Origin of the sequence: Kitasatospora sp. NPDC001603 (assembly GCF_040298365.1) — a bacterium.
In the GTDB taxonomy this organism is placed as follows: Bacteria; Actinomycetota; Actinomycetes; order Streptomycetales; family Streptomycetaceae; genus Kitasatospora.
The window spans coordinates 20,848-42,971 of record NZ_JBEPAA010000020.1 but is presented as its reverse complement, the minus strand read 5'-3'; the positions used below and the strand labels follow the sequence as shown (position 1 = coordinate 42,971).

23 protein-coding genes are annotated in these 22,124 nt (G+C 74.2%); 2 read left to right on the top strand and 21 right to left on the bottom strand.

The window, feature by feature from the left end:
• Window positions 1–106: 106 nt before the first annotated feature.
• Both ABT263_RS15415 and ABT263_RS15410 read left to right on the top strand, forming a co-directional pair.
• On the top strand, window positions 107–1,183 hold the full coding sequence (locus tag ABT263_RS15415; protein ID WP_352290963.1) for an ABC transporter permease: 1,077 nt from the start codon (window positions 107–109) through the stop codon (window positions 1,181–1,183).
• Window positions 1,180–1,860, top strand: a complete 681-nt coding sequence (locus ABT263_RS15410; RefSeq protein WP_352290962.1) for an ABC transporter ATP-binding protein — start codon at window positions 1,180–1,182, stop codon at window positions 1,858–1,860. Before ABT263_RS15415 ends, ABT263_RS15410 begins: the two co-directional genes overlap by 4 nt.
• Here the strand turns inward: ABT263_RS15410 and ABT263_RS15405 are convergent.
• From ABT263_RS15405 to prcA, 21 genes are all read right to left on the bottom strand, one after another.
• On the bottom strand, window positions 1,838–2,455 hold the full coding sequence (locus ABT263_RS15405; RefSeq protein WP_352290961.1) for a Uma2 family endonuclease: 618 nt from the start codon (window positions 2,453–2,455) through the stop codon (window positions 1,838–1,840). The genes ABT263_RS15410 and ABT263_RS15405 overlap by 23 nt on opposite strands.
• Before the next feature lie 102 nt (window positions 2,456–2,557).
• Window positions 2,558–3,271: a GntR family transcriptional regulator gene (locus tag ABT263_RS15400; RefSeq protein ID WP_352290960.1), complete on the bottom strand. Its 714-nt coding sequence runs from the start codon at window positions 3,269–3,271 to the stop codon at window positions 2,558–2,560.
• Window positions 3,272–3,454: 183 nt separating this feature from the next.
• Complete coding sequence (locus tag ABT263_RS15395) at window positions 3,455–4,321, bottom strand: ornithine cyclodeaminase family protein (RefSeq protein ID WP_352290999.1); 867 nt, start codon at window positions 4,319–4,321, stop codon at window positions 3,455–3,457.
• Window positions 4,322–4,506: 185 nt separating this feature from the next.
• Window positions 4,507–5,535, bottom strand: a complete 1,029-nt coding sequence (locus ABT263_RS15390; RefSeq protein WP_329486914.1) for a proline racemase family protein — start codon at window positions 5,533–5,535, stop codon at window positions 4,507–4,509.
• On the bottom strand, window positions 5,535–6,899 hold the full coding sequence (locus ABT263_RS15385) for an aldehyde dehydrogenase family protein (RefSeq protein WP_352290959.1): 1,365 nt from the start codon (window positions 6,897–6,899) through the stop codon (window positions 5,535–5,537). The genes ABT263_RS15390 and ABT263_RS15385 overlap by 1 nt, the downstream gene beginning before the upstream one ends.
• Window positions 6,900–6,930: 31 nt before the next feature.
• Entirely contained in the window at window positions 6,931–7,935 is a 1,005-nt protein-coding gene (locus ABT263_RS15380) for a proline racemase family protein (RefSeq protein ID WP_329486915.1), read from the bottom strand.
• Between the two features lie 89 nt (window positions 7,936–8,024).
• Complete coding sequence (locus ABT263_RS15375) at window positions 8,025–8,888, bottom strand: dihydrodipicolinate synthase family protein (RefSeq protein WP_380387401.1); 864 nt, start codon at window positions 8,886–8,888, stop codon at window positions 8,025–8,027.
• A gap of 117 nt (window positions 8,889–9,005) precedes the next feature.
• Window positions 9,006–10,370: an FAD/NAD(P)-dependent oxidoreductase gene (locus ABT263_RS15370; RefSeq protein WP_352290958.1), complete on the bottom strand. Its 1,365-nt coding sequence runs from the start codon at window positions 10,368–10,370 to the stop codon at window positions 9,006–9,008.
• A 94-nt stretch (window positions 10,371–10,464) separates the two neighbouring features.
• On the bottom strand, window positions 10,465–10,809 hold the full coding sequence (locus tag ABT263_RS15365) for a (2Fe-2S)-binding protein (RefSeq protein WP_329486918.1): 345 nt from the start codon (window positions 10,807–10,809) through the stop codon (window positions 10,465–10,467).
• A gap of 110 nt (window positions 10,810–10,919) precedes the next feature.
• Entirely contained in the window at window positions 10,920–12,083 is a 1,164-nt protein-coding gene (locus tag ABT263_RS15360) for an NAD(P)/FAD-dependent oxidoreductase (RefSeq protein WP_329486919.1), read from the bottom strand.
• A 196-nt stretch (window positions 12,084–12,279) separates the two neighbouring features.
• Complete coding sequence (tatC, locus tag ABT263_RS15355) at window positions 12,280–13,170, bottom strand: twin-arginine translocase subunit TatC (protein WP_380387404.1); 891 nt, start codon at window positions 13,168–13,170, stop codon at window positions 12,280–12,282.
• 141 nt (window positions 13,171–13,311) lie between these two features.
• Window positions 13,312–13,611 carry a Sec-independent protein translocase subunit TatA gene (gene tatA / locus ABT263_RS15350; protein WP_329486921.1) on the bottom strand — a complete coding sequence of 100 codons (300 nt, stop codon included), beginning with the start codon at window positions 13,609–13,611 and terminating at the stop codon, window positions 13,312–13,314.
• 233 nt (window positions 13,612–13,844) lie between these two features.
• Window positions 13,845–14,021 carry a hypothetical protein gene (locus tag ABT263_RS15345; RefSeq protein ID WP_329486922.1) on the bottom strand — a complete coding sequence of 59 codons (177 nt, stop codon included), beginning with the start codon at window positions 14,019–14,021 and terminating at the stop codon, window positions 13,845–13,847.
• Between the two features lie 10 nt (window positions 14,022–14,031).
• Window positions 14,032–14,322, bottom strand: coding sequence for a hypothetical protein (locus tag ABT263_RS15340; RefSeq protein WP_352290956.1), 291 nt, complete (start codon window positions 14,320–14,322; stop codon window positions 14,032–14,034).
• A gap of 3 nt (window positions 14,323–14,325) precedes the next feature.
• Window positions 14,326–15,282, bottom strand: coding sequence for a helix-turn-helix transcriptional regulator (locus ABT263_RS15335; RefSeq protein ID WP_352290955.1), 957 nt, complete (start codon window positions 15,280–15,282; stop codon window positions 14,326–14,328).
• Window positions 15,279–16,295: a helix-turn-helix transcriptional regulator gene (locus tag ABT263_RS15330; protein ID WP_329486925.1), complete on the bottom strand. Its 1,017-nt coding sequence runs from the start codon at window positions 16,293–16,295 to the stop codon at window positions 15,279–15,281. The genes ABT263_RS15335 and ABT263_RS15330 overlap by 4 nt, the downstream gene beginning before the upstream one ends.
• A gap of 169 nt (window positions 16,296–16,464) precedes the next feature.
• Window positions 16,465–16,839, bottom strand: coding sequence for an FKBP-type peptidyl-prolyl cis-trans isomerase (locus ABT263_RS15325; RefSeq protein WP_329486926.1), 375 nt, complete (start codon window positions 16,837–16,839; stop codon window positions 16,465–16,467).
• A 161-nt stretch (window positions 16,840–17,000) separates the two neighbouring features.
• Entirely contained in the window at window positions 17,001–18,320 is a 1,320-nt protein-coding gene (locus ABT263_RS15320) for an FKBP-type peptidyl-prolyl cis-trans isomerase (RefSeq protein ID WP_329486927.1), read from the bottom strand.
• A 241-nt stretch (window positions 18,321–18,561) separates the two neighbouring features.
• Window positions 18,562–19,548 (bottom strand): FKBP-type peptidyl-prolyl cis-trans isomerase, encoded by a 987-nt coding sequence (locus ABT263_RS15315; RefSeq protein WP_329486928.1) that lies wholly within the window; start codon window positions 19,546–19,548, stop codon window positions 18,562–18,564.
• Window positions 19,549–19,674: 126 nt separating this feature from the next.
• The gene (gene pafA, locus ABT263_RS15310) at window positions 19,675–21,036 is read right to left on the bottom strand and encodes a Pup--protein ligase (protein WP_329486929.1); all 1,362 of its coding nucleotides are present in this window, start codon (window positions 21,034–21,036) and stop codon (window positions 19,675–19,677) included.
• A gap of 274 nt (window positions 21,037–21,310) precedes the next feature.
• Window positions 21,311–22,105: a proteasome subunit alpha gene (prcA, locus tag ABT263_RS15305; RefSeq protein ID WP_352290954.1), complete on the bottom strand. Its 795-nt coding sequence runs from the start codon at window positions 22,103–22,105 to the stop codon at window positions 21,311–21,313.
• Window positions 22,106–22,124: the final 19 nt, after the last annotated feature.

Here is a 22,124-nt window from a genome sequence, read left to right as displayed (position 1 = left end):
CCAATCCCGCGCGCGATGCCCGACTGCCCCCTTCCGCGGGACGGTGGTGAGCGTCGCCGCCGCTGCGCGAGCCGCGGCGGGACCCGAGGAAGAGGAGAGCCCGGACGTGTTCGTCGCCTGGAGGGACCTGCGGTTCGCGAAGGGGCGGTTCGCCCTGATGGGAACCGTCGTCGTGCTGATCACCGTACTGGTCGGCCTGTTGTCCGGCCTCACGGCCGGGCTCGGCCGGCAGAACGTCTCGGCGATCACCGGCCTGCCCGCCGACCACCTCGCCTTCGCCGTCCCCGCCGACGGGCAGCGGCTCTCCTTCACCGACTCCCAGGTCACCCCCGAGCAGTGGCAGGGCTGGGCGCGGGCCCCCGGGGTCACGGCCGCGCAGCCACTCGGGATCACCACCACCAAGGCCGCCGCCGGGCAGCGCACCACCGCGCTCTCCGCCTTCGGCGTGCCGGACGGCTCGCCGCTGGCCCCGCGGGGCGAGGCGGTCGGCCCCGGCCGGGCCGTGCTGTCGCAGGCCGCCGCCGAGGAGCTCGGCGGGCTGCGTCCCGGCGCGGCCTTCACCCTGGCGGGCCGCCCGCTCCAGGTCGCGGCGGTGGCCGGCGACGCCTCCTTCAGCCACACCCCGGTCGTCTGGACCAGCCTCACCGACTGGCAGGCGGTCGCCCCGGGCGGCGCCGGGCACGCCACCGTGATCGCCCTGACCACGGCCCCCGGCGCGGACCTCGGCACGGCGGACGCCCGGTACGGCACCGAGACCCGGAGCCGGACGGACGCGCTCGCCGCGATCGGCTCCTACACCTCGGAGAACGGCTCGCTGCAACTGATGCGCGGCTTCCTGTTCGCCATCTCGGCGCTGGTGATCGGCGCCTTCTTCACCGTCTGGACGATCCAGCGCAGCGGCGACGTCGCGGTACTGAAGGCACTCGGCGCCTCCACCCGCTACCTGCTCACGGACGCGCTCGGCCAGGCGGTCCTGCTGCTGGTGCTGGGCACGGCCGCCGGCACCGCGATCGCGGTCAGCGCCGGCACCCTGCTCGGCTCGGCGGTGCCGTTCGTCCTGGACGCCCCGACCGTCCTCGTCCCGGCCGTCGTGATGATCGCGCTCGGCGCGGTCGGCGCGGCCCTGTCCATCCGCCGGATCACCTCCGTCGACCCGCTGACCGCCCTGGGGAGTGCCCGATGAGCCTGCACCTCGACCGCGTGACCCTCACCTACCCGGACGGCGAGGGCCGGCTGACCGCGCTGGACGACGTCTCGCTGACCGTGCCGAAGGGCTCGATCACCGCGGTGGTCGGCCCGTCCGGCTCCGGCAAGTCCAGCCTGCTGGCGGTCGCCGCCACGCTGACCGCCCCGGACACCGGCCGGGTGGTGGTGGACGGCGTCGAGACCACCGGACTGAACCGCGCCGAGCTGACGGCGCTGCGTCGCGGCCGGATCGGCATCGTCTTCCAGCAGGCCAACCTGCTGCCCTCGCTCACCGCCGCCGAACAGCTCCAGGTGATGGCCCACCTCGACGGCCGCTCCCCGCGCAGCGCCCTCCCCCGCGCGCTGGAGCTCCTGGCCGCCGTCGGACTGCGCGACCAGGCGGCGCGCCGGCCGCACCAGCTCTCCGGCGGCCAGCGCCAGCGCGTCAACATCGCCCGCGCCCTGATGAACGACCCGACGGTGCTGCTGATCGACGAGCCCACCAGCGCGCTGGACCACGAGCGCGGCGCCGCCGTGATCGACCTGATCACCGAACTCACCCACCGCCGCGCCACCGCCACCGTGCTGGTCACCCACGACCGGGCCCACCTCACGGCCGTCGACCGCGTCGCCGAGGTCCACGACGGCCGGCTCACGGCGCCGGCGGCGGTGTGAGCCGCTTCTTCGTGGTGAGGACGTCGTCCACCGAGAGCGTCACCGAGGCCCCGATCGACTCCGGCAACGTGAACGACTGCCCGGGGTGGTGGACGGCGTGCACGCGGTACTCGCCGTCCGACGGCTCGGTCAGCACCCTCACCCGCTGATCGGTCCGGTCCACGATGACGTAGACCGGCAGCCCGGCGGAGGCGTAGGCGGCGGGCTTCTTCGTCAGGTCGTCGCCGAGGTTCGAGGAAGTGACCTCCAGCACGAGGCGGAAGGCCGCGGGGTCGTAGCAGTTGAGCCCGGCCAGTCGGTCGTCGCTGTCCGCGTCGAGGACCGCCAGGTCGGGTACGGCGAAACCCGACGGCTCGTCCGGCAGCCGGACGGCGACGCCCTGGAAGACCTCCGCCTCCCCGTCGTCCAGCCCGGCCGCGACGAGCCTGCGCGTGAGCCTGGTCAGCGATCGCCCGTGCCGCAGGTCCGACGGCGGCGTCACGGTGATCCCGCTCCCGATGATCTCGACCCGGTAGCCGGCGAGCCGGGCCGAGATCAGCTCGGCGGCTTCGAGCAGCATCAGCCGCTCACCGGGCTCTTCCACTGCGGCGGACATGGAGGTCCTCCCGACTGCCGATGTCGAGAGCATCATCGTAGAGCGCCTGCCCCGCCCGCCGCCCGATCGTCGGTCTTCACCCGAACGAGCGGTCCGGGGCCGTTACCGGGCCCGCAGCCGCAGGGCCGGGCGGGCCTCCTCCTCCGCCTCCTCCTGGCCGGCCGCCCAGAGCGAGCGGACGTGGCCGAGGTGGCGGGACATGCAGGCCTCGGCGGCCTCCGCGTCGCCGGAGAGCATCAGGTCGAGCAGCTCCAGGTGCTCCTCGGCGGAGGAGACCAGCTCGCCGCGCTGGTCGAGGCGGTTCAGGCCGTAGAGCCGGGAGCGCTTGCGCAGGTCCCCGACGACCTCCACCAGGCGGGCGTTGCCGGCCAGGCCGAGCAGGTCGAGGTGGAACTGGCGGTCCGCCTCCAGGTAGCCGATCAGGTCGTGCTTGCGGGCGGCGGCCACGATCGCCTCCGCCTGCGGACGCAGCGCCTCCAGCTGCTCGGCGGTGGCTGTGCGGGTGACCCGGCCGACGGTCGGGACCTCGATCAGGGCGCGGATCTCGGTGAAGTCGTCGAGGTCGCGTTCGGTCAGCTCGGTGACCCGGAAGCCCTTGTTGCGGACGGCCTCGACCAGGCCCTCCCGGGCGAGGTCGAGCATCGCCTCGCGGACGGGGGTGGCGGAGACGCCGAAGTCGGCGGCGAGCGCGGGCGCGGAGTACACCACGCCGGGGCGCAGCTCGCCGGAGATCAGTGCGGCGCGGAGGGCGTGGGCGACCTGGTCGCGCAGCCGCTCCTGCACGGAGATCAGGGTGCGGGCTTTGAGGTCGGCCATGGTGTTCCTCCGGATGGGTCGCAGAACACCAGCGTACAATGTCACGTTACGTTGAGTGTGCAACATTTCGTGATTCGGACAGCCGGCGGCGGCCCCGTCCCGGCGGGCCCATCGTGGCAGTGGCCGCCGCCCGTCGCAACGGTCGGCGGCCACCCCGCCGGTGGACCTCCGCCGCCGCCCGGCTCAGCCCCGCCGGTGGACCTCCGCCGCGACGGCGAGGTCCTGCCAGGCCATCCCGACGCTCTTGAAGAACCGCGGCCGGTCGCTCGGCACCGGCACCTCGCCGCGCACCAGCTCGGCCAGGTTCCAGAGCGGACCGGCGCCGGTGACCCCCGCCATCAGCAGGTCCCCCGCCTCCCGCAGCGCGGCCGCCCGCGCCTCCACGTAGAGCTCGGCCCGGCCGACCAGCACCGCGTCCACCTCCCGCGCGTCCGGCTCGTGCGAGCCGACCGCGGCCACCGCCGCGTGGTCGGGCACCAGCGCGCCGTCGAACAGCGGCGTACGCGCGGTGGTGCAGCAGACCACCAGGTCCGCCTCGGCCACCGCAGCGGCCGTGCCCACCGTGGCCCCGAGCCCGAGCCGGCGCGCGTACCCGGCCAGCGCCTCGGCGGGCGCCTCGCTGCGGGCCACCACGGTGACCCTGGTCAGCGGCCGGACGGCGAGCAGCGCGTCCAGGTGCCCGTACGCCTGCGGGCCGGCCCCGAACAGGACCAGGTGCGCGGCGTCCGGCGCGGCGAGGCGCCGCAGCGCAACGGCGGTGACGGCGGGCGTGCGCAGCGCGGTGAGCGCCGCGCCGTCGAGCAGGGCGACGGGCCGCAGGGTCGGGCCGTCCAGCAGCAGGTAGCTGCCGGTGATCCGGGGCAGGCCGAGGGCGGCGTTCCCGGGGGCCACCCCGGCGATCTTCACCCCGGCGTACTCGGCCGTGGCCGCCGGCATCAGCAGCAGTTCGCCCGCCGGCACCGGTACCGCCGACCGGGCGGGCCCGGCCTCCGGGTCGAGCCCGGCCAGCAGCACCCGCTCGATCGCCTCGGCCGCCCGGGCCGGGCCCAACGAGCCGACCGCGCCCGGCCCGACGACGTGGACCGGCCCGGCCTCGGAAACAGACCCGGTTTCGGAAACCGGGCCGGCCTCGGAAACAGGCCCGGCCGCGCCCGGCCGGTCGGAGCCCGGCGCGACGCGCTGGAGCGGCTCAGCCGCCGCGCCGGGCAGCAGGAGGGGTTCGGGACGGCGGGCGGTCACAGCAGGAACCCCGTCCCCAGCGTGTCGTCCGGGTCGAGCAGGAAGGTGTGCTCACCGGTGCGGTGGGCGGTGCCCGTGACCTCGGTGACCACACCGGCGCCGAGCGGGTCGCCGCCGGGCAGCACCCGGCCGGTGAACACCGTCCCGATCAGCGACTCGTGGCGCAGTTCCCCGCCCGGGGCCAGCCGCCCCTCGGCGGCGAGCACGGCGAGGCGCGCCGACGTCCCGGAGCCGCACGGCGAGCGGTCGATCTGGCCGTCCGCGAAGACGGTGACGTTGCGCTGGGCGGGCCCGGCCGGGCCCTCGGGCAGCTCGTCGTGGAGGATCACCCCGTAGACCCCCGAGAGCCGCGGGTCGGTCGGGTGCCGGACTGCCGGCGAGTCGGCCAGGGCGGCCCGGATCTCCCGCCCGACGGCGGTGAGTTCGGGCAGCAGACCGGGCTCGACGGCGAGCCCCAGCGCGGCCGCCGGCACGCTGGCGTAGCAGGCGCCCGCGTGCGCGACGGCCACCTCCACGGTGCCGCGCGAGGTCCGCACCGCCAGCTTCGGCGCGCTGACGACGGCCGGTACGTTGCGGAAGGTCACCCCGGTGGTCCGCCCGCCGGCGCGGTGCACGGCGGCGGTGACCCGCCCGGACGGCACGTCGATCCGCACCCGGGCCACCCCGTCGTCCGGGGCCCGGACCAGCCCCGAGTCCACCGCCCAGGCGCCGAGCGCGATGGTGCCGTGGCCGCAGGCGGTGGAGTAGCCGTCCTTGTGCCAGAAGAGCACGCCGAGGTGCGCCTCGTCGTCGTCCGGCGGCACCAGGAAGCCGCCGTACATCCCGGCGTGCCCGCGCGGCTCCCGGACGAGCAGTCGCCGCACCTCGTCGAGCGGGCCCGGCCGGGGCGCGGTGGCCGTGCCGCCCGCGCCGATCGCGACGGCCCGCCGCTCGGCGACGCTGTCCCCGGGCACGCCGGGGGCGCCGCCGACGACGATCCGGAACGGCTCGCCGGCGCAGTGGTAGTCCACGGCGCTGACCCGCATCACGCGCCACCGGCCGGGAGGACGCTGACGGTACGGCTCGCGGTGTAGAAGTCGAGCGCGGCCGCGCCCTGTTCCCGCTCCCCGTGGCTCGCGCCCTTGGCGCCGCCGAACGGCAGGTGGAAGTCGACGCCGCTGGAGGGCGCGTTGATCCGGATCATGCCCGCGTCCAGCCGGTCCGCGGCGGCCAGCGCCACGTCCAGGCTGCGGCTGTGCACCGAGGTGGCCAGCGAGTGCGGGGTGTCGTTGGCGAGCGCGATCGCCTCGTCCAGGTCCGCGGCCGCCAGCAGGACGGCCACCGGTCCGAAGAACTCCTCGCGCCGCAGCGGGTGTTCGGCCGGTACGTCAGCGAGCAGGGTCGGCTCGACGTACCAGCCGGGCCGCTCCGGGACGCCCCCGCCGGTGAGCACGGTGGCCCCGGCGGCGCGGGCGGACTCGACGGCGCCGGTGAGCCGGTCCCGGGCGGCGGCCGAGATGACCGGCCCGCAGGCCGCGTCGTCGACCAGGCCGAGCGCCTTCACCAGGGCGGCGCGCAGCGGCTCGTGGGCCGCGCCGACGGCGATCACCCGGCTGGTGGCGGTGCACTTCTGCCCGGCGTACCCGGCGATGGCGGCCGCCAGGTGGGCGGCGGCCTGCTCGGGGTCGGCGTCCGGCAGCACCAGGGCGGCGTTGAGGCCGCCCAGCTCGGCCTGGACCGGGACGCCGCGTTCGGTGGCGGCCCGCACCACGGCCCGCCCGACGCCCGTCGAGCCGGTGAACGACACCACGTCCGCCGTGTCGACCAGCGCCGCGCCCTCCTCCGCCCCACCCGGCAGCACGGTGAACACGCCCTCGGGCAGACCCGCCGCCGAGGCCAGCTCCGCCAGCCGCAGCGCGCAGGCGGTGGCCTCCGGCGCGGGCTTGAGCGCCACGGTGTTGCCGACCGCCAGCGCCGGCGCGGCCTTCCAGGCCGGGATCGCCAGCGGGAAGTTCCACGGCGTGATCAGCCCGGCCACCCCGTACGGGCGGCGGCGGGTGAGCAGCAGGCCCTCGCCGGCGGCGGTCTCGTGGACGGCGCCGGCGGGCGCGTACGGCGCCTGCGCGTAGTAGCGCAGGATCGCCGCGGTGCGGCCGACCTCGCCGCGCGCCTCGGCCACCGGCTTGCCGACCTCGCGGACGATCAGCGCCGTCAGCTCCTCGGCGCGCTCCTCGACCGCCCCGGCGAACCGGGTGAGCGCGGCCGAGCGCGCGGCGGCCCCGGCGGCGAGCCAGCCGGGCTGCGCGGCCCGGGCCCGCCCGACGGCGGCCCGGACGGCCTCGGCACCGGGCGCGTCGACCTCGGCCACGAGGTCCTCGGGATCGGCGGGGTTGTACGAAAGGATCGTCACAGCAGGAAGCCCTTCGGGGTGTTCAGGCGGTTCAGAGCAGGAACCCGGCCGGGAACGGGTCGCTCGGGTCGAGGAAGTACTGGGCGGTGCCGGTGATCCAGGCCCGGCCGGTGACGGTCGGCACCACGGCGGGCCGTCCGGCCACCTCGGTCTCCTCCACCAGGCGGCCGGTGAAGGTCGTCCCGATGAAGGAGTCGTTGCGGAAGTCCCGCCCGAGCGGGAGTTCGCCCCGGGCGTGCAGCTGGGCCATCCGCGCGGAGGTGCCGGTGCCGCACGGCGAGCGGTCGAACCAGCCGGGGTGGATGGCCATCGCGTGCCGGGAGTGCTCGGCGGTGGAGCCGGGCGCGAGCAGTTGGACGTGGTGGCAGCTGTGGATCGACGGGTCCTCGGGGTGCACCGGCCGGTCCGGGCCGCCGTTGACGGCCTCCATCAGGGCGAGTCCGGCGTCCAGGATGTCCTGCTTGCGCTCGCGCTCGAACGGCAGCCCGAACTCGGCGAGCGGCAGGATCGCGTAGAAGTTGCCGCCGTACGCGAGGTCGTAGCCGACCGTGCCGTACCCGGGCACCTCGATCTTGCGGTCCAGGGCGACCGCGTACGAGGGCACGTTGCGGATGGTCACCGCGGTGGCGGCGCCGTCCTCGACCCGCACGTCGGCGGTCACCAGCCCGGCCGGGGTGTCCAGCCGCACCGTGGTGACCGGCTCGACCACCGGCACCATGCCGGTCTCGACCAGGACGGTGGCCACGCCGATGGTGCCGTGGCCGCACATCGGCAGCAGGCCGGAGACCTCGATGTAGAGCACCCCGAAGTCGGCGTCCGGGCGGGTCGGCGGCTGGAGGACGGCGCCGCTCATCGCGGCGTGGCCGCGCGGCTCGTACATCAGCAGCGTCCGGAAGTGGTCGAGGTGCTGCTGGAAGTGCACCCGGCGCTCGGCCATGGTGGCACCGGGGATGACACCGAAGCCGCCGGTGACGACCCGGGTCGGCATGCCCTCGGTGTGCGAGTCGACGGCGTGGAACACGTGGCGGCTGCGCATTTGGTGGCGACTCCCGTCGGGGGTGGGTGGGGTGGTGGGCCGGGCCGGCTGCCCCAGCAGCCGGCCGCACCCGGTGGCAGCGGGGTCGGTTACCCGAGCCCCTCGGCCAGTGCCTTCTCGGTGGCCGCGCGGACGGCCGCCTCGATCTCCGGGCCGAGCGGCAGCCGCGGCTCGCGGGTGGGACCGCCGGGGCGGCCGACGATGTCCATCGAGAGCTTGATCGCCTGGACGAACTCGGTCTTGGAGTCCCAGCGCAGCAGCGGGTGCAGGGCCTTGTAGAGCGGCAGCGCGACGTCCAGGTCGTGGGCGACGGCGGCCTGGTACAGGGCGACGCTCGCGGCCGGCAGGGCGTTCGGGTACCCGGCGATCCAGCCGACCGCGCCGGCCAGGGCCAGCTCCAGCAGCACGTCGTCGGCGCCGATCAGCAGGTCGAGCCCGGGGGCCAGCTCGGCGATCTCGTACGCCCGGCGGACGTCGCCGCTGAACTCCTTGACGGCGACGATCGAGCCCTCGCCGTGCAGCCGCGCCAGCAGCGCGGGGACGAGGTCGACCTTGGTGTCGTACGGGTTGTTGTAGGCGACGACCGGCAGGCCGGCCTTGGCCACCTCGGCGTAGTGGGCCCGGACGGCGTCGTGGTCGGCGCGGTAGGCGTTCGGCGGCAGCAGCAGGACGGAGCCGGCGCCCGCCTCGGCGGCCTGCTCGGTCCAGCGGCGGGACTCGGCACTGCCGTACGCGGCCACCCCGGGCATCACCCGGGAGCCGTCGCCGGCCGCCTCGACGGCGACCTCGACGACCTTGGCCCGCTCCTCGGCGGTGAGCGTCTGGTACTCCCCCAGGGAGCCGTTGGGGACGACGCCGTCGCAGCCCGAGTCGATCAGCCAGCGGACGTGCTCGGCGTAGGCGTCGTAGTCGACGGAGTGGTCCGGGCGCAGCGGGATCGTGGTGGCGACCATGATGCCGCGCCAGGGACGGGTGGTGTCGTGCGGGGTGTGGGACACAGCTGACTCCTTGGTGAGGTGTGACATTTTATTAGACGTCGCAGGCGGAGACAAGAGCCCCGCGCCACGTGTTCAGGGGGCCGGCGGACCGGCCGCGAGCTGCGAGAGCGGGACGGGGCAGGACAGCGGGCGGCTGTCCGCCCGCGACTCGCCGGCACCGGAGAGGCAGGCCACCGCCGGACCGCACATCCGGCCCTGGCACCAGCCCATCCCGGCCCGGGTGAGCAGCTTGACGGTCCGCGCGTCGCCCGCGCCGAGCTCCTCCACCGCCTCGGTGATCCGGGCCACCGGCACCTCCTCGCAGCGGCAGACGTCGGTGTCCGGGCGCAGCCACCCCGTCCAGCCGGGGCCGGGCCGGTGCGCCGCCGCCATCAGCTCGGCGAAGGCGCGCAGCCGGGCACGGCGGCGCAGCAGCGCCGTCCGGGCCGGGGCCCCGGCGACCGCGTGGGCCGCCAGCTCCCCCTCGGCGATCGCCAGGTCGGCGCCGCCGACCCCGCAGGTCTCGCCGGCCGCCCAGAGGCCGGGGAGGGTGGTCCGCAGCCGGGCGTCCACCGCGAGGGCGACGGCCCCGTCGGGCGTCGTCCTGGTCGCGGCGCCCAGCTCGGTGGCCAGCTCGATCTGCGGCAGCAGCCCGTGGCCGACGGCGAGCGCGTCGCAGGCGATCCGGCGCTCGGTACCGGGCACCGGCCGCCAGTCGGCGTCCAGCCGGGCGACGGTGACGGCCGTGACCCGGTCGGTGCCGTGCGCCTCGACGACGGCGCTGCGCCGGCGCAGCCGGACGCCGTGGCGCAGCAGCGCGGCGCCGTGGCCGGCGCCCTCGACGAGCTTGGCCGGGACGGCGGCCAGCACGTCGGGGCGCCGCGCGTAACCGAGGTAGCCGGTGGCCTCGACCACCTCGGGCACCTCAGCCCCGGCGGTGACCAGCGAGGACGCCGCCGCGAGCAGCAGCGGCCCGCTGCCGGCCACCACGATCCTCCGGCCCGGCAGCACCAGGCCCGCCTTGAGCATGGCCTGCGCCCCACCGGCGGTGACCACCCCGGGCAGCGTCCAGCCGGGGAACGGCAGCTGCCGCTCATAGGCGCCGGTGGCCAGCAGGACGGCGGCGGCCCGGACGGTGGCCCGCTCGTCGGCGGCCGGCCCGAGGGTGGCGTGCACCGCCCAGCCGGTGTCGGCCGGGCGCTCCAGGGCCCAGACCTGGTGACCGCCCAGGAGGTCCACCCGGCCGGTGCGGCGGTGCGCCGCGAGCCGGTCGGCCAGCCCGGTGTAGACGGACCAGCCGTGGTGCAGCCGGTCGGGCCGGGTGGCGCCCAGCCCGGGCGCGGGGTGGCGGTAGTACTGGCCGCCGGTGCGCGGGCCGGCGTCGAGCAGGGCGCAGCGCAGGCCGAGGTCGGCGGCGGCCACGGCCGCGGCGAGGCCCGCCGGGCCCGCACCGATCACGGCGAGGTCGTAACCGCCCCGCTCGGCGGGCCCGGACGCCGCGGACAGCCCGGACGGCTCGGACGCTTCGAACGCATCAGACGGTTCAGACGGTTCAGACGGCGAGGTCGGCACGGCCGTTGCCCTCCTGGGTGGTGACGACGGTACCGGGCTCGGCCGGCACCAGACAGGTGCGCTGGTTGGGGCGGCCGTCCACGACGGCCAGGCAGTCGAAGCAGGCGCCGATCCCGCAGAACGCCCCGCGCGGCCTGCCGCCGACCCGGGTGGTGCGCCAGGCCAGCACGCCGTCCGCCCAGAGCGCGGCGGCGATCGACTGGCCGGGCAGGGCCGGCACCGGCCGGCCGTCGAAGTCGATGGTGTGGGCGGGCCCCGGCTCCGCCCCGACCAGCGCGGCCGGGGTCCGGCGTCGCATCGGCGGGTTCATCCGCGCGTTCTCCATTCCGAAGTTCCTCTGATCCGCCCGCGCGGTCCTGCACCGCTCGGCCGCCCCACCCGGCCCGTCCGTCCCTGAGCCCGTCCGTCCCCGAGCCCGTCCGTCCGCGGACGGGCTCACGCCCCGACCGGGAAGCGGTCCGCCCGGAACGGCGCGAGGTCCAGCTCCGGCCGCTTGCCGGTGAGCTGCTCGCTGATCAGCAGCCCGGTCGCCGGGGCGAGCCCGATGCCCGCCCCTTCGTGGCCGCAGGCGTGATGGAGCCCCGGCACCCTCGGGTCGGCGCCGATCGCGGGCAGGTGGTCCGGCAGGTACGGGCGGAACCCCCGGTAGGCGCGGACCACGCTGACGTCGGCGAGCACCGGGAAGAGCGCGGCGGCCTGCGCGGCGAGCCGGTGCAGCACCTCCACCGAGAGGGTCCGGTCGAAGCCGACCCGCTCCCGGCTGGCGCCGATCAGCACCGGACCGCCGGGGGTGCCCTCGACCACCGCCGAGGTCTGCAGTGCGGCCGAACCGCTGGCCACGTCCGCGACGTAGTCGGCCGCGTAGACCTTGCGCCGGACGATCCGCGGCAGCGGCTCGGTCACCAGGACGAAGCCCCGCCGGGGCAGCACCGGCAGGTGCACGCCGGCCAGCGCGGCCAGCTCGCCGCCCCAGGTGCCGGCGGCGTTGATCACGGCCGGCGCCGCCAGCCGGCGCCGGTCGGTGACGACGCCGCGTACGGCGCCGTCCGGCCCGGTGGTCACCGCCCGGACGGTCTCGCCGGTGTGCAGGACCGCGCCCGCGCGGCGGGCGGCGCGCAGCAGGTGCGCGGCGGCCAGGGCGGGCTGGACCTGGGCGTCCTGGGGGTAGAGGAACCCGCCGGCCAGCCCGGGGGCGAGGTGCGGTTCGAGTTCGCGCAGCCGCTCGCCGGGGATCTCCTCGGCGGTGACGCCGACCGTCCCCTGCTCGGCGGCGAAGGCGCGCAGGGCGTCCTGGCGGGCCGGGGTGTCGGCGACCACCAGACCGCCCTTGGGCTCGTACTCGACGGCGGCGCCGAGCTCCTCGGCGAGCTCGCGCCAGAGCCGGGTGGACAGCAGCGCGAGGTCGAGTTCCGGCCCGGGCTCCTTGTCGGAGACCAGCAGATTGCCCTCACCGGCGCCGGTGGTACCACCGGCGACCGGGCCCCGGTCGATGACGGCGACGGCGAGCCCGGCGCGGGCGGCGTAGTAGGCGCAGGCGGCACCGACCACGCCGGCGCCGACCACGACGACATCCAGGGGAGGTCTCTGAGGCGTGGACACCGCAGTAATATGTCACATGCCATCGTGCCTGCCAAGAGCGCCCCGCCGACCGGTCAGCTCCGGGCCGGGAGGCCGGCCCCGGAACCCCCCGCACGGCGCCCCACCGGCGGCTTCCCTCGACGGCGGGGCCCACGCGAAAGACCCCGGCCCCGCCGGGAGACGGCGGGGCCGGGGTCTTTCGAGGCGGGTCAGCCCATCACGTGATGTCGTCCATCTGCTCGTGCCGGGCGGCTGTGACCGGCGCCGGGATCACCGGCGTGCCGGAGGCCTCGACGGCCTCCGTGCCCCCCACCGGCTGCACCGAGAGGTCCAGGTGCGAGGCCTCCTCGTCGTCCAGCCCGAGGTCCGGGTTGCGACGGGCCTTGCGCCGGTCGTTCACGATGGCGATCCCGACCGCGACGAAGTACAGCGCCCAGATCGGCGCGGCCAGCACCAGCATGCTGACGGGCTCGGCGCTCGGCGTCGCGAAGGCGGCGAAGACGGTGATCGCCAGCACCATTCCGCGCCACCAGCCGAGCAGCCGCCTGCCGGTGACCATGCCGACCATGTTCAGCATCACCAGCAGCAGCGGGAACTCGAAGGCGAGGCCGAAGACCAGCACCATCCGGGTCGCGATGTCGAGGTAGTCCTCGGGCGGCAGGATCGGCGTGGTGTTGTTCGGGGTGAACGAGATCAGCACGTCGACCGTGGTCGGCAGGACCAGGATGGCGCAGGTCACGCCGGCCAGGAACAGCGGCGCCCCGCAGGCCATGAAGATGATCGTGTACTTCTTCTCGTGCCGGTGCAGACCCGGCGCGACGAAGGCCCAGACCTGGTAGAGCCAGACCGGCACGGCCGCGACCACACCGGCCGTCAGCGACACCTTGAGCATCCAGGTGAAACCGGCGGTCAGACCGATGTTGGAGACCTGGGCGCACTTGCCGTGGTACTGGTCGGCGGTCTCCACGGTGCAGTGCGGCAGCGGCTTCAGCAGGAAGTCTTCGAGCTGCTTGTGGTAGATCGCAGCGACGATCGTGATGACCACGATCGCCAGGACCGACTTGACCACCCGGTTCCGCAGTTCCCGCAGGTGGTCGGCGAGGGCCATCCGCCCCTCAGGATCCTTGGACGTCTTCGACGCCTTCGAGAGCTTGCTCAACCCCGGTCCTCAACTCGTGCGTCGAGCCCCGCCGGTCGACGGGCCTCACTAGTCGCTTGCGTCACGTGCACCCCGTGCGCCGCGGACCGCTCAACGCGGGCCGCCACCGTCCGTTCCCGTCCCGGTGGGCTGCTCGGCCACCGGCCGGGCCGTCCCGGACGCCCCCGGCGCGGCCTGGATCGTCTTCGCGGGGTCGGCCGCGACGGCGGGCGCGGGCTGGGCCGGCGCGCTCTCGTCCGCCGCACCGTCCGAACGCATCGCCTTGGTCTCGCTCTTCAGGATCCGCATGGACTGGCCGAGCGAGCGCGCCAGGTCGGGCAGCCGCTTGGCGCCGAAGAGCAGAATGGCAAGAACCACGATCACCAGGATCGCGGTCGGCGAGATCCGCATGTTCGACCACCTTCAGTCATGGCGGCACACCGGCAGGCCACCGCTGCGGGGATGGTAACCGCTGCGAGTGACGCCCTGACGACGGCCGCCCGAACAGGACAGCGGCCCCCGTCGCACTTCAGGAGCCTGCTGAGAGCGTAACCCGCCCGAACCTCCGGGCAGCAGCCCCCGTACCCCCGAAGTCCTCGCGACGGTCAACCGTCACCGGCCGCCCGCCCGGGCCGGCCGCCCGCTCAGCGGCCCGGAACCGCCGCGGCGAGGTCGCCGGCCGCCTCGGCCAGCGCCCGGGAGGCGGTGTCCACTCCCTTGGCCAGCGTCCGCACGTCCAGCCAGAGCCGGATCGCGAGGACACCGAGGACCAGCAGACCGGCGGTGGCGAGCAGGACGGCGGCGACGAGCATCCAGGACATGGCCCCCACCCTATCCGCCGGCTTCGGCCCGACCCGTCCCGCCCGACGGCAGGACGGCCCCCGCCGCACCCGGCCCCCCGGCCGGGACGAGGCGCATCGTCCGCACCCCGGCGCCGGTCAGCGCCGCCACGATCTTCTCCCCCGCCTGCTTGCGGACCGAGGCGCCGCAGAGCGGGCAGCCGAAGCTGTAGTGCGACTGGGCCGGCGTCCGGCCCAGCGTGAGGCGGAACTCCTCGGCGGGCAGCTCCACCTTCTCCCGGCACTCCGAGCAGTAGACCTTGAATCTGGTACCCGGCTCCACGGCTCAGACCTGCCCCTCCCCGTAGCCGGCCAGCGCCTCCAGCGCCGCCGACCGCGCCTGCTCGGCGAGCGCCGGCGGCGAGACGATCCGCCCGTCCCGGCCGAGCCGCAGCGCCAGCGGGCGCAGCTGGGACGGGTCGGCGCTGCGCAGGGTGATCCGCAGCCCGCCGTCGGGCAGTTCCTCGGCCCGGTCGTGGGTGTAGTACTCGGCCACCCAGCGCCCGCCGGAGGACACCTCGACCACCACCTCGGGGTCGGTCGCGGACGGGTTGACCAGCCCGCCCGAGAGGTCGCGCGGCTCCCGCCTGGGCGGGTCGGAGGGGATGTCCAGCACCTTGATCTCGGCGACCCGGTCGAGCCGGAACATCCGGTGGTCCTCGGAGGTCCGGCACCAGGCCTCCAGGTACGTGTGGCCCTCGGTGAGCAGCCGGATCGGGTCGACCTCGCGCTCGGTCATGCCACCGCGCCCGTGCGAGTAGTACCGCAGCCAGAGCCGCCGGCCCTCGCTCAGCGCACGGTCGATGTCCGCGAAGACGTGGCTCTCCGCCTCGAAGGTGACACCGACCCGGGCGCTGCCCTCGGCGCTGTCCCCGGCGGCGTTCTCGATCTTGGCGACGGCCCGGGTGAGCGCCTCCCGGTCACCGGCCCGCAGACCGGGCAGGCCCGCCACCGCGCGGGCGGCGACCAGCAGCGCGGTCGCCTCGTCCGCGGCCAGCCGCAGCGGCTGGGCGACGTCGTCGACGTTGTGCCACCAGATCCGCTCGCCGTCGGTGTCGATGTCGAGCAGGTCACCGCCGCGGAAGCTGGTGCCGCACATCGGCAGCACGTTGAGGTCGCCGATCAGCTCGCGCTCGGTGATCCCGAAGGCCCGGGCCACCTCGGCGACCTCGGCGCCGGGCCGCTCGCGCAGGTAGGTGACCAGCGAGAGCATCCGCCGGGTCTGGTCGATCGCGTTGCTCATGCCCGCACTCCTTCAGCACTCTCCACCGCGGCGCCCTCGGCGCCGCCCGCCCCGGCCACCGCGCGCAGCCGCTCGATCACGTCGGCGCGCAGTTCCTCGGGGCCGATCACCAGCACGTCCGGCCCGAACTCGGCGAGGTCGGCGCCGAGCCCGTTGCCGTACGGGATCTCCAGCTCGTCCCAGCCCTCGTCGGCCGCGGACTGCGGCCGGGTGCTCAGCGCCTTGGTGCGCAGCGGGAAGCCGGCCCCGCGGCGGACCCTGACGACCGCCGTCGCGGTGGCGCCCTCACCGGCGAACTTGGCGACCGTGGCACGGACGTCGACGTGCTCGGGGACGGTGCCGAGGAACGCCCCGGAGCGGGTGCGGACCTTCCCGGTGATCCGGCTGAGCCGGAAGACCCGGGCGTCGGAGCGGTCGCGGTCCCAGCCCGCCAGGTACCAGTGGCCGCGCCAGCACTCCAGCGCCCAGGGCTCCACGGTGCGCTGCTCGGCGGCGGCGGCGCCGGCCTTGCGGTACTCGAAGGTGACCGGGCGGCGGTCGCGGGCGGCGGTGAGCAGCGGTTCGAACGCGGCCTCCCGGGCGGGGATGCGCGGTTCGAGGGCGCTGCGGCTCTCGGTCTCGGTGAACGGGACGCCGGCGGCGCGCAGCTTCTGCAGGGCGCCGCTGGCCGCGCCGGACATCTTGGCCTGCTGCCAGACCCGGGCGGCGAGGGTGAGCGCGGCGGCCTCCTCGGCGTCGAGGGCGATCTCCGGCAGCCGGTTGCGGTCGGCGCGGGCGAGGTAGCCGAGCTCGCCGTCCAGGGCGTTCTCGTCGACGTCGATGACCAGACCGAGTTCGCGCAGGTCGTCCTTGTCCCGCTCGAACATCCGGTTGAAGGCGTCCTCGCTGCTGTTCTGCCAGGCCTCGCGGTACGCCTCGATGGATTCCCGCAGCTCCTTCTTGGAGAGCGGACGTCTGGTGTTCATCAGGCACAGGGCGAGATTCATCAGCCGCTCTGCCTTGGCGATCGCCATCGCTGACCCTTCCGGTGTGCCGCGCCGCGCGCGGGGTGCGCCCGCCGGGCGGTGGTCGACCCGGCGGGACCGACCGTACCGGTAGCGGTACGCACTGCAAAAGCCGAGTCCGCGAACGCGCGAGGGCCGCACCCCCGGGGTGGGGGTGCGGCCCTCGGTCACGACCGGCTCAGACGCCCAGCAGGTCGACGACGAAGATCAGGGTCGAGCCCGCCGGGATCAGCGGGGACGGCGACTGGTTGCCGTACGCCAGGTGCGCCGGGATGACCAGCTCGCGGCGGCCGCCGACCTTCATGCCGACGACGCCCTGGTCCCAGCCCTTGATGACGCGGCCGGCGCCGAGCGGGAACTTGAAGCTGCTGCCGCGGTTCCAGCTGGCGTCGAACTCCTCACCGGACTCGAACGTGACGCCGACGTAGTGCACCTCGACGACCTGGCCCGGCTTGGCCTCCTCGCCGGTGCCGACCTCGATGTCGCGGATCTGCAGCTCGGTGGGCGCGTCGCCGCCCGGGAAGTCGATCTCCGGCTTCGTCTTGTTGCTCACATCTGCCTCTTCTCGCGGTTGGTTCGGTTCATGACCAGGCGGCGGGCACCCGTACCCGGTCCGTTACCCGGACCACGGTACGGGCGCCCGCCGCCCGTGCGGGCTCGGCCACGCGGCCGGTCCCGAAGGTCACACACCCACCATTGTCACCCGAAAGTGGATCAGCCCTGACCCGCATCGAGAATGTCGACGACGAACACCAGGGTGGAGTTGGCCGGGATGTCGCCCTGCGCCTGGTCCTTGTAACCCAGCGAGGCGGGGATGACCAGCTCGACGCGGCTGCCCACGGTCTGGCCCTCCAGACCCTGGTCCCAGCCCGCGATGACCTGGCCGCCACCGACCGGGAACGAGAACGCCTGGCCCTTGCTCAGCGAGGAGTCGAAGACCTTGCCGTCCTTGAACAGCGCGCCGGTGTACTGGACGACGACCTTCTCGCCCTTCTCCACCTTCGGGCCGGTGCCCTTGATCAGGACGTGCGACTTCAGCTCGGTCGGGTCGGCGGCGCCGGGGACCGGGGTGATGTCGGCCGGCTTCTTGCCGTTGTCCTTCACCTGCGGGAAGTCCGCGGGCGGCGGGGTCACGGTGCCGCTGAGCACCGCGTCGGGCGCGTTGCTGTTGCGGATGTCGATGACGAAGACCAGGTTGTCCTTGGCCCCGATCGACATGTTCGGGTTGCCCTGCGCGCCGAACGCGGCGGCCGGCGGGGCCACCACGAGCACCCGGCTGCCGGCCTTCTTGCCGACCACGGCCTGGTCCAGCGCCGGGATCAGCGCGTCGGTGCCGGCCTGGAAGATCTGCGGCTTGCCCGCGTCGTCGTACGAGCTCGGGATGTCCTTGCCCGTCGTCCAGTCCTTGGCGGTGTAGTCGACCGAGGTCCAGGAGTTCTTCTCGACCTTGGGGCCGGTGCCCTCGGAGAGGACCTTGACCACGAAGCTGCCGTCGGCCTGGTCGCCGGGCACCTCGATGCCGGCCTTCTTGCCGAACTCGCCGGTGATGGTCGGCAGCACCTTGGCGGTGTCCTTGATCGGCGGCACCGGCTCGGCGGACGGCGTCGGCGGCGCGGACTTGGCCGCGTCGGCCTGCGTGGTGGTGTCCGACTTGGACCCGCCGTCGCGATTCACCACGTACAGCGTGATGCCGCTGCCGACCAGCAGCAGGGCCAGCACGGTGCCGAGCACCACGCCCAGCCTGCCGACCCCGGGCGGGTTCTCGTCGTACCCGGCCTCCGAGGTGTCCTGGCGGCGCACGTTCGAGGCGAAGATCTGCGGGGCCTCGTCGGTCTTCGTCCCGCCCGCGGCCCGCTTCGCCTGGGCCTCGTCCGGCCGCACCCAGCCGGGCGAGTGCTTCAGGATCGACGGCGGGACGACGATCGACTCACCGTCGCCGGGCAACGGGCCACCGGGCCGCGAGTCGGCCGGGTCACCGGCGGAGTTTCCGTTCGCGGTGCCGGCCCCGCCCGGGCTCGACGCTTTCTCAGACATGACTCCCCATCCATCTCGCCACGAGGTCTTCGAGGTCTTCGGCCGGCGTGGTGAGCGCCGGAGTGCTGTCGCACTGCCGCCCGGAACCCGGACGCCGACGGCGCCTACCACAGTGCGAGGGCAGTATGACAGGTCAGGATGAGGGCGGACGCTTCCGTGTGCGAGCGCCCGCCCAAGCGTACGGACCCCACCCGTCACTTCCTAGGGTCTGCCGGCACCCAGGGCCGGCCGGGGCGCCCGGTCAGACCGCCTCAAGGATGTCGATCACGAAGACCAGCGTCGAGTTCGGCGGGACGGAGCCCTGCGCCTGGTCCTTGTACCCGAGGGCCGGCGGCACCACCAGCTCCACCCGGCTGCCGACGGTCTGGCCGACCAGCCCCTTGTCCCAGCCCTCGATCACGCTGCCGGTGCCGATCTGCAGCGCCTGCGCGCCGCCGTGGCTCCAGGACGAGTCGAACTGCTGGCCGTTGCTCCAGAGCACCCCGGTGTACTGCACGACCAGGGTCTGGCCGGACTTCACCGGCTTGCCCTCGCCCTTGATCAGCACGGCCTGCTGGAGGTCGGTGGGCGCGGCCTGGCCGGGCGGGATGGTGATCGTCACAGCGGCCTTGCCGTTGTCCTTCACCTGCGGGAGGTTCGCCGGCGGCTGGGTCATCGTGCCGGAGAGCGTGGAGTCCTGCGGCAGGCTCTCCATGATGTCCAGCACGAACACCACGGTGTCGCCCGGCGCCACCCCGAGCTGGTTGTTGCCCTGGGTGCCGAACGCCGCGGCCGGCGGGGCCACCACCAGCAGCCGGCTGCCGACCTTCTTGCCGATCACGCTCTGGTCGAAGGCGGGCACCAGCTGCCCGCTGCCCGCCTGGTACAGCTGCGGCTTGCCGCCCTCGTCGTAGGAGCTGGGCAGGTCCTTGCCCGTCGTCCAGTCCTTCGCCGAGTAGTTCACCGTCACCCAGTCGCCCTTGTTGACCGTGGAGCGGTCGCCCTCACTGACGGTGTTCACCACGAACTGACCGCTCGGCGCGCCGTCCGGGATGGTGATGGTGGCCTTGCTCCCGAACCCGCCGCCCGACAGGGTCGGCATCGGCGAGGCCTCGTTCACGGGCGCGGGCACCGTGGGGGCCGCGCTGGACGCCGTGGGCGTCGCCGGGCTGGTCGCCTTGGTGGAGCTGCTGCAGGCGACCGCCAACAGCAGGGGCAGGGTGAGAAGCAAACCGGCGGTGCGGCGCACGGTGTTCCTAACTGTCGGTCAAAGTCGGTTCTCCGGACTCGACGGACAGCGTATTCCCCGACGTCGTCCGGCCCCGGTAGACACCACCGGGGCCGGACACCGCAAAGATCACATCGGGACGGGCCCTCACATGCCCGCGATCAGCTTCTCCACTCGCTCGTCCACCGAACGGAACGGGTCCTTGCAGAGCACCGTCCGCTGGGCCTGGTCGTTCAGCTTCAGGTGCACCCAGTCGACCGTGAAGTCCCGGCGCTGCTCCTGCGCCCGGCGGATGAAGTCGCCGCGCAGCCGGGCCCGGGTGGTCTGCGGCGGCACGGACTTGGCCTCGAAGGTCTTGAGGTCGGTGGTCATCCGCTTCGCCTGGCCCTTGCCCTGGAGCAGGTAGAACAGGCCGCGCCGGCGGTGGATGTCGTGGTACGCGAGGTCGATCTGGGCCACCCGCGGGTTGGACATGCTCATCTGGTGCTTCTCGCGGTAGCGCTCGATGAGCTTGTACTTCATGATCCAGTCGATCTCGGTGGCCACCCCGTCCAGCCGGTCGGTGCGGATCGCCTCCAGGGTGCGGCCCCAGAGGTCCAGCACCAGGGCGATGGTGCCGGTGTTGATGCCCTTGCGGTCGGCGAACTCCAGCGCCTTGCTGTAGTACTCCTCCTGGATGTCCAGCGCGCTGGCCTCCCGGCCGTTGGCGAGCCGGACCTGGTGGGTGCCGGTGAGGTCGTGGCTGACCTCGCGGATCGCCCGGATCGGGTTCTCCAGGGTGAGGTCGCGCATCACCACGCCGGCCTCGATCAGCCGGAGCACCAGGTCGGTGGCGCCGACCTTGAGCAGCGTGGTGGTCTCGGACATGTTGGAGTCGCCGACGATGACGTGCAGCCGGCGGTAGCGCTCGGCGTCGGCGTGCGGCTCGTCGCGGGTGTTGATGATCGGGCGGGAGCGGGTGGTCGCGGAGCTGACGCCCTCCCAGATGTGCTCGGCGCGCTGGCTGACGCAGAACACCGCGCCGCGCGGGGTCTGCAGCACCTTGCCGGCGCCGCAGATCAGCTGGCGGGTCACCAGGAACGGGATCAGTACGTCGGCCAGCCGGGAGAACTCGCCGTGCCGGGCCACCAGGTAGTTCTCGTGGCAGCCGTAGGAGTTTCCGGCCGAGTCGGTGTTGTTCTTGAACAGGTAGACGTCCCCCGCGATGCCCTCCTCGTGGAGCCGCCGCTCGGCGTCCACCAGCAGTCCTTCGAGGATGCGCTCGCCCGCCTTGTCGTGCGTCACCAGCTCGACGACGTCGTCGCACTCGGGAGTGGCGTACTCGGGGTGGGAGCCCACGTCGAGGTAGAGGCGGGCGCCGTTGCGCAGGAACACGTTGCTGCTGCGGCCCCAGGAGACAACGCGGCGGAAGAGGTAGCGCGCCACCTCGTCCGGTGACAGCCGTCGCTGACCCCGGAACGTGCAGGTGACGCCGTACTCGTTCTCCAGCCCGAAAATTCGACGGTCCATGGCACCTTCTCTCGAAGGAATCACCGGTTTCGGCCGGTGCGCGGATCGGGATCCTGAACTCTGCGGCACCGGGCCGCAGCTGGCCTTGTAGGCCGATCCCCTGCTTCGGCAACGGGCAGGGCTCGTCCGGGGGCGCCGGCCGTCAGGTCGGCGTGGAGCCCCACGGTCTCGACCGCTGGGGAGGAGTCACGAGGCGTCCGTTCTCTGCGTGGGCCACCGGAGGGGGCCCGTACGGCGGCGGGCGACGGCCGCCGTACGGGACTCCTCCGCACTGCTAGTCGGACTGGTCCGGTACGTCCGACACGTCCGACCGGTCGGCCGGCGGCTTGGCCGCCGGCTTCTCGTCCTCGTCCGCCTCGGCGGACTCGTCGCCGTCGAGCAGCCGGGCGAGCTGGCCGCCCAGGATGCGCTTGAACTTGCGCTGCTGGAAGCGCTGGCGGTCCAGGACCGCCACCTCCAGCTGCTCGGGGGTCATGGTCCGCGGGGTGCCGCCGTTGGGGTCCCGGGCGAGCGAGTCCACCGCGACCTTGATCGCGTCGGTCAGGGACAGCCCGCTGCGGTGCCGCTGGCCCAGGTAGTTGCCGATCGAGTCGGCGTTGCCGCCGACCACCACGTAGTTCTTCTCGTCGACGACCGAGCCGTCCGGGGTGAGCCGGTAGATCTGGTCCTCGTCCGGGGTGCGGCCGACCTCGGCCACGATCAGCTCGACCTCGTACGGCTTCTCGCCGACCGAGGAGAAGATGGTGCCGAGCGTCTGGGCGTAGACGTTGGCCAGGCCCCGGGCGGTGACGTCGGCCCGGTCGTAGGAGTAGCCGCGCAGGTCGGCGTAGCGGACGCCGCCGATCCGCAGGTTCTCGAACTCGTTGTAGCGGCCGACCGCCGCGAAGGCGATCTTGTCGTAGATCTCGGAGACCTTGTGGAGCGCCCGGGAGGTGTTCTCCGCGACGAAGACGATGCCGTCGGCGTAGGTGAGCACGACCACGCTGCGACCACGCGCGATGCCCTTGCGGGCGTACTCCGCGCGGTCCGCCATGGCCTGCTGGGGCGAGACGTAGAACGGTGTCGACACCGGCGGTCGTCCCTTCCTT

Excerpts from the sequence above, each read along its gene's own strand:
- ABT263_RS15410 (WP_352290962.1), top strand. The coding sequence starts at position 1,180 with ATGAGCCTGCACCTCGACCGCGTGACCCTCACCTACCCGGACGGCGAG.
- ABT263_RS15405 (WP_352290961.1), bottom strand. The coding sequence starts at position 2,455 with ATGTCCGCCGCAGTGGAAGAGCCCGGTGAGCGGCTGATGCTGCTCGAA.
- ABT263_RS15335 (WP_352290955.1), bottom strand. The coding sequence starts at position 15,282 with ATGAGCAACGCGATCGACCAGACCCGGCGGATGCTCTCGCTGGTCACC.
- ABT263_RS15380 (WP_329486915.1), bottom strand. The coding sequence starts at position 7,935 with ATGCGCAGCCGCCACGTGTTCCACGCCGTCGACTCGCACACCGAGGGC.
- ABT263_RS15330 (WP_329486925.1), bottom strand. The coding sequence starts at position 16,295 with ATGGCGATCGCCAAGGCAGAGCGGCTGATGAATCTCGCCCTGTGCCTG.
- tatC (WP_380387404.1), bottom strand. The coding sequence starts at position 13,170 with ATGGCCCTCGCCGACCACCTGCGGGAACTGCGGAACCGGGTGGTCAAG.
- ABT263_RS15345 (WP_329486922.1), bottom strand. The coding sequence starts at position 14,021 with ATGTCCTGGATGCTCGTCGCCGCCGTCCTGCTCGCCACCGCCGGTCTG.
- tatA (WP_329486921.1), bottom strand. The coding sequence starts at position 13,611 with ATGCGGATCTCGCCGACCGCGATCCTGGTGATCGTGGTTCTTGCCATT.
- ABT263_RS15365 (WP_329486918.1), bottom strand. The coding sequence starts at position 10,809 with ATGGAGAACGCGCGGATGAACCCGCCGATGCGACGCCGGACCCCGGCC.
- pafA (WP_329486929.1), bottom strand. The coding sequence starts at position 21,036 with ATGGACCGTCGAATTTTCGGGCTGGAGAACGAGTACGGCGTCACCTGC.
- ABT263_RS15320 (WP_329486927.1), bottom strand. The coding sequence starts at position 18,320 with ATGTCTGAGAAAGCGTCGAGCCCGGGCGGGGCCGGCACCGCGAACGGA.
- ABT263_RS15400 (WP_352290960.1), bottom strand. The coding sequence starts at position 3,271 with ATGGCCGACCTCAAAGCCCGCACCCTGATCTCCGTGCAGGAGCGGCTG.
- ABT263_RS15375 (WP_380387401.1), bottom strand. The coding sequence starts at position 8,888 with ATGGTCGCCACCACGATCCCGCTGCGCCCGGACCACTCCGTCGACTAC.
- ABT263_RS15390 (WP_329486914.1), bottom strand. The coding sequence starts at position 5,535 with ATGCGGGTCAGCGCCGTGGACTACCACTGCGCCGGCGAGCCGTTCCGG.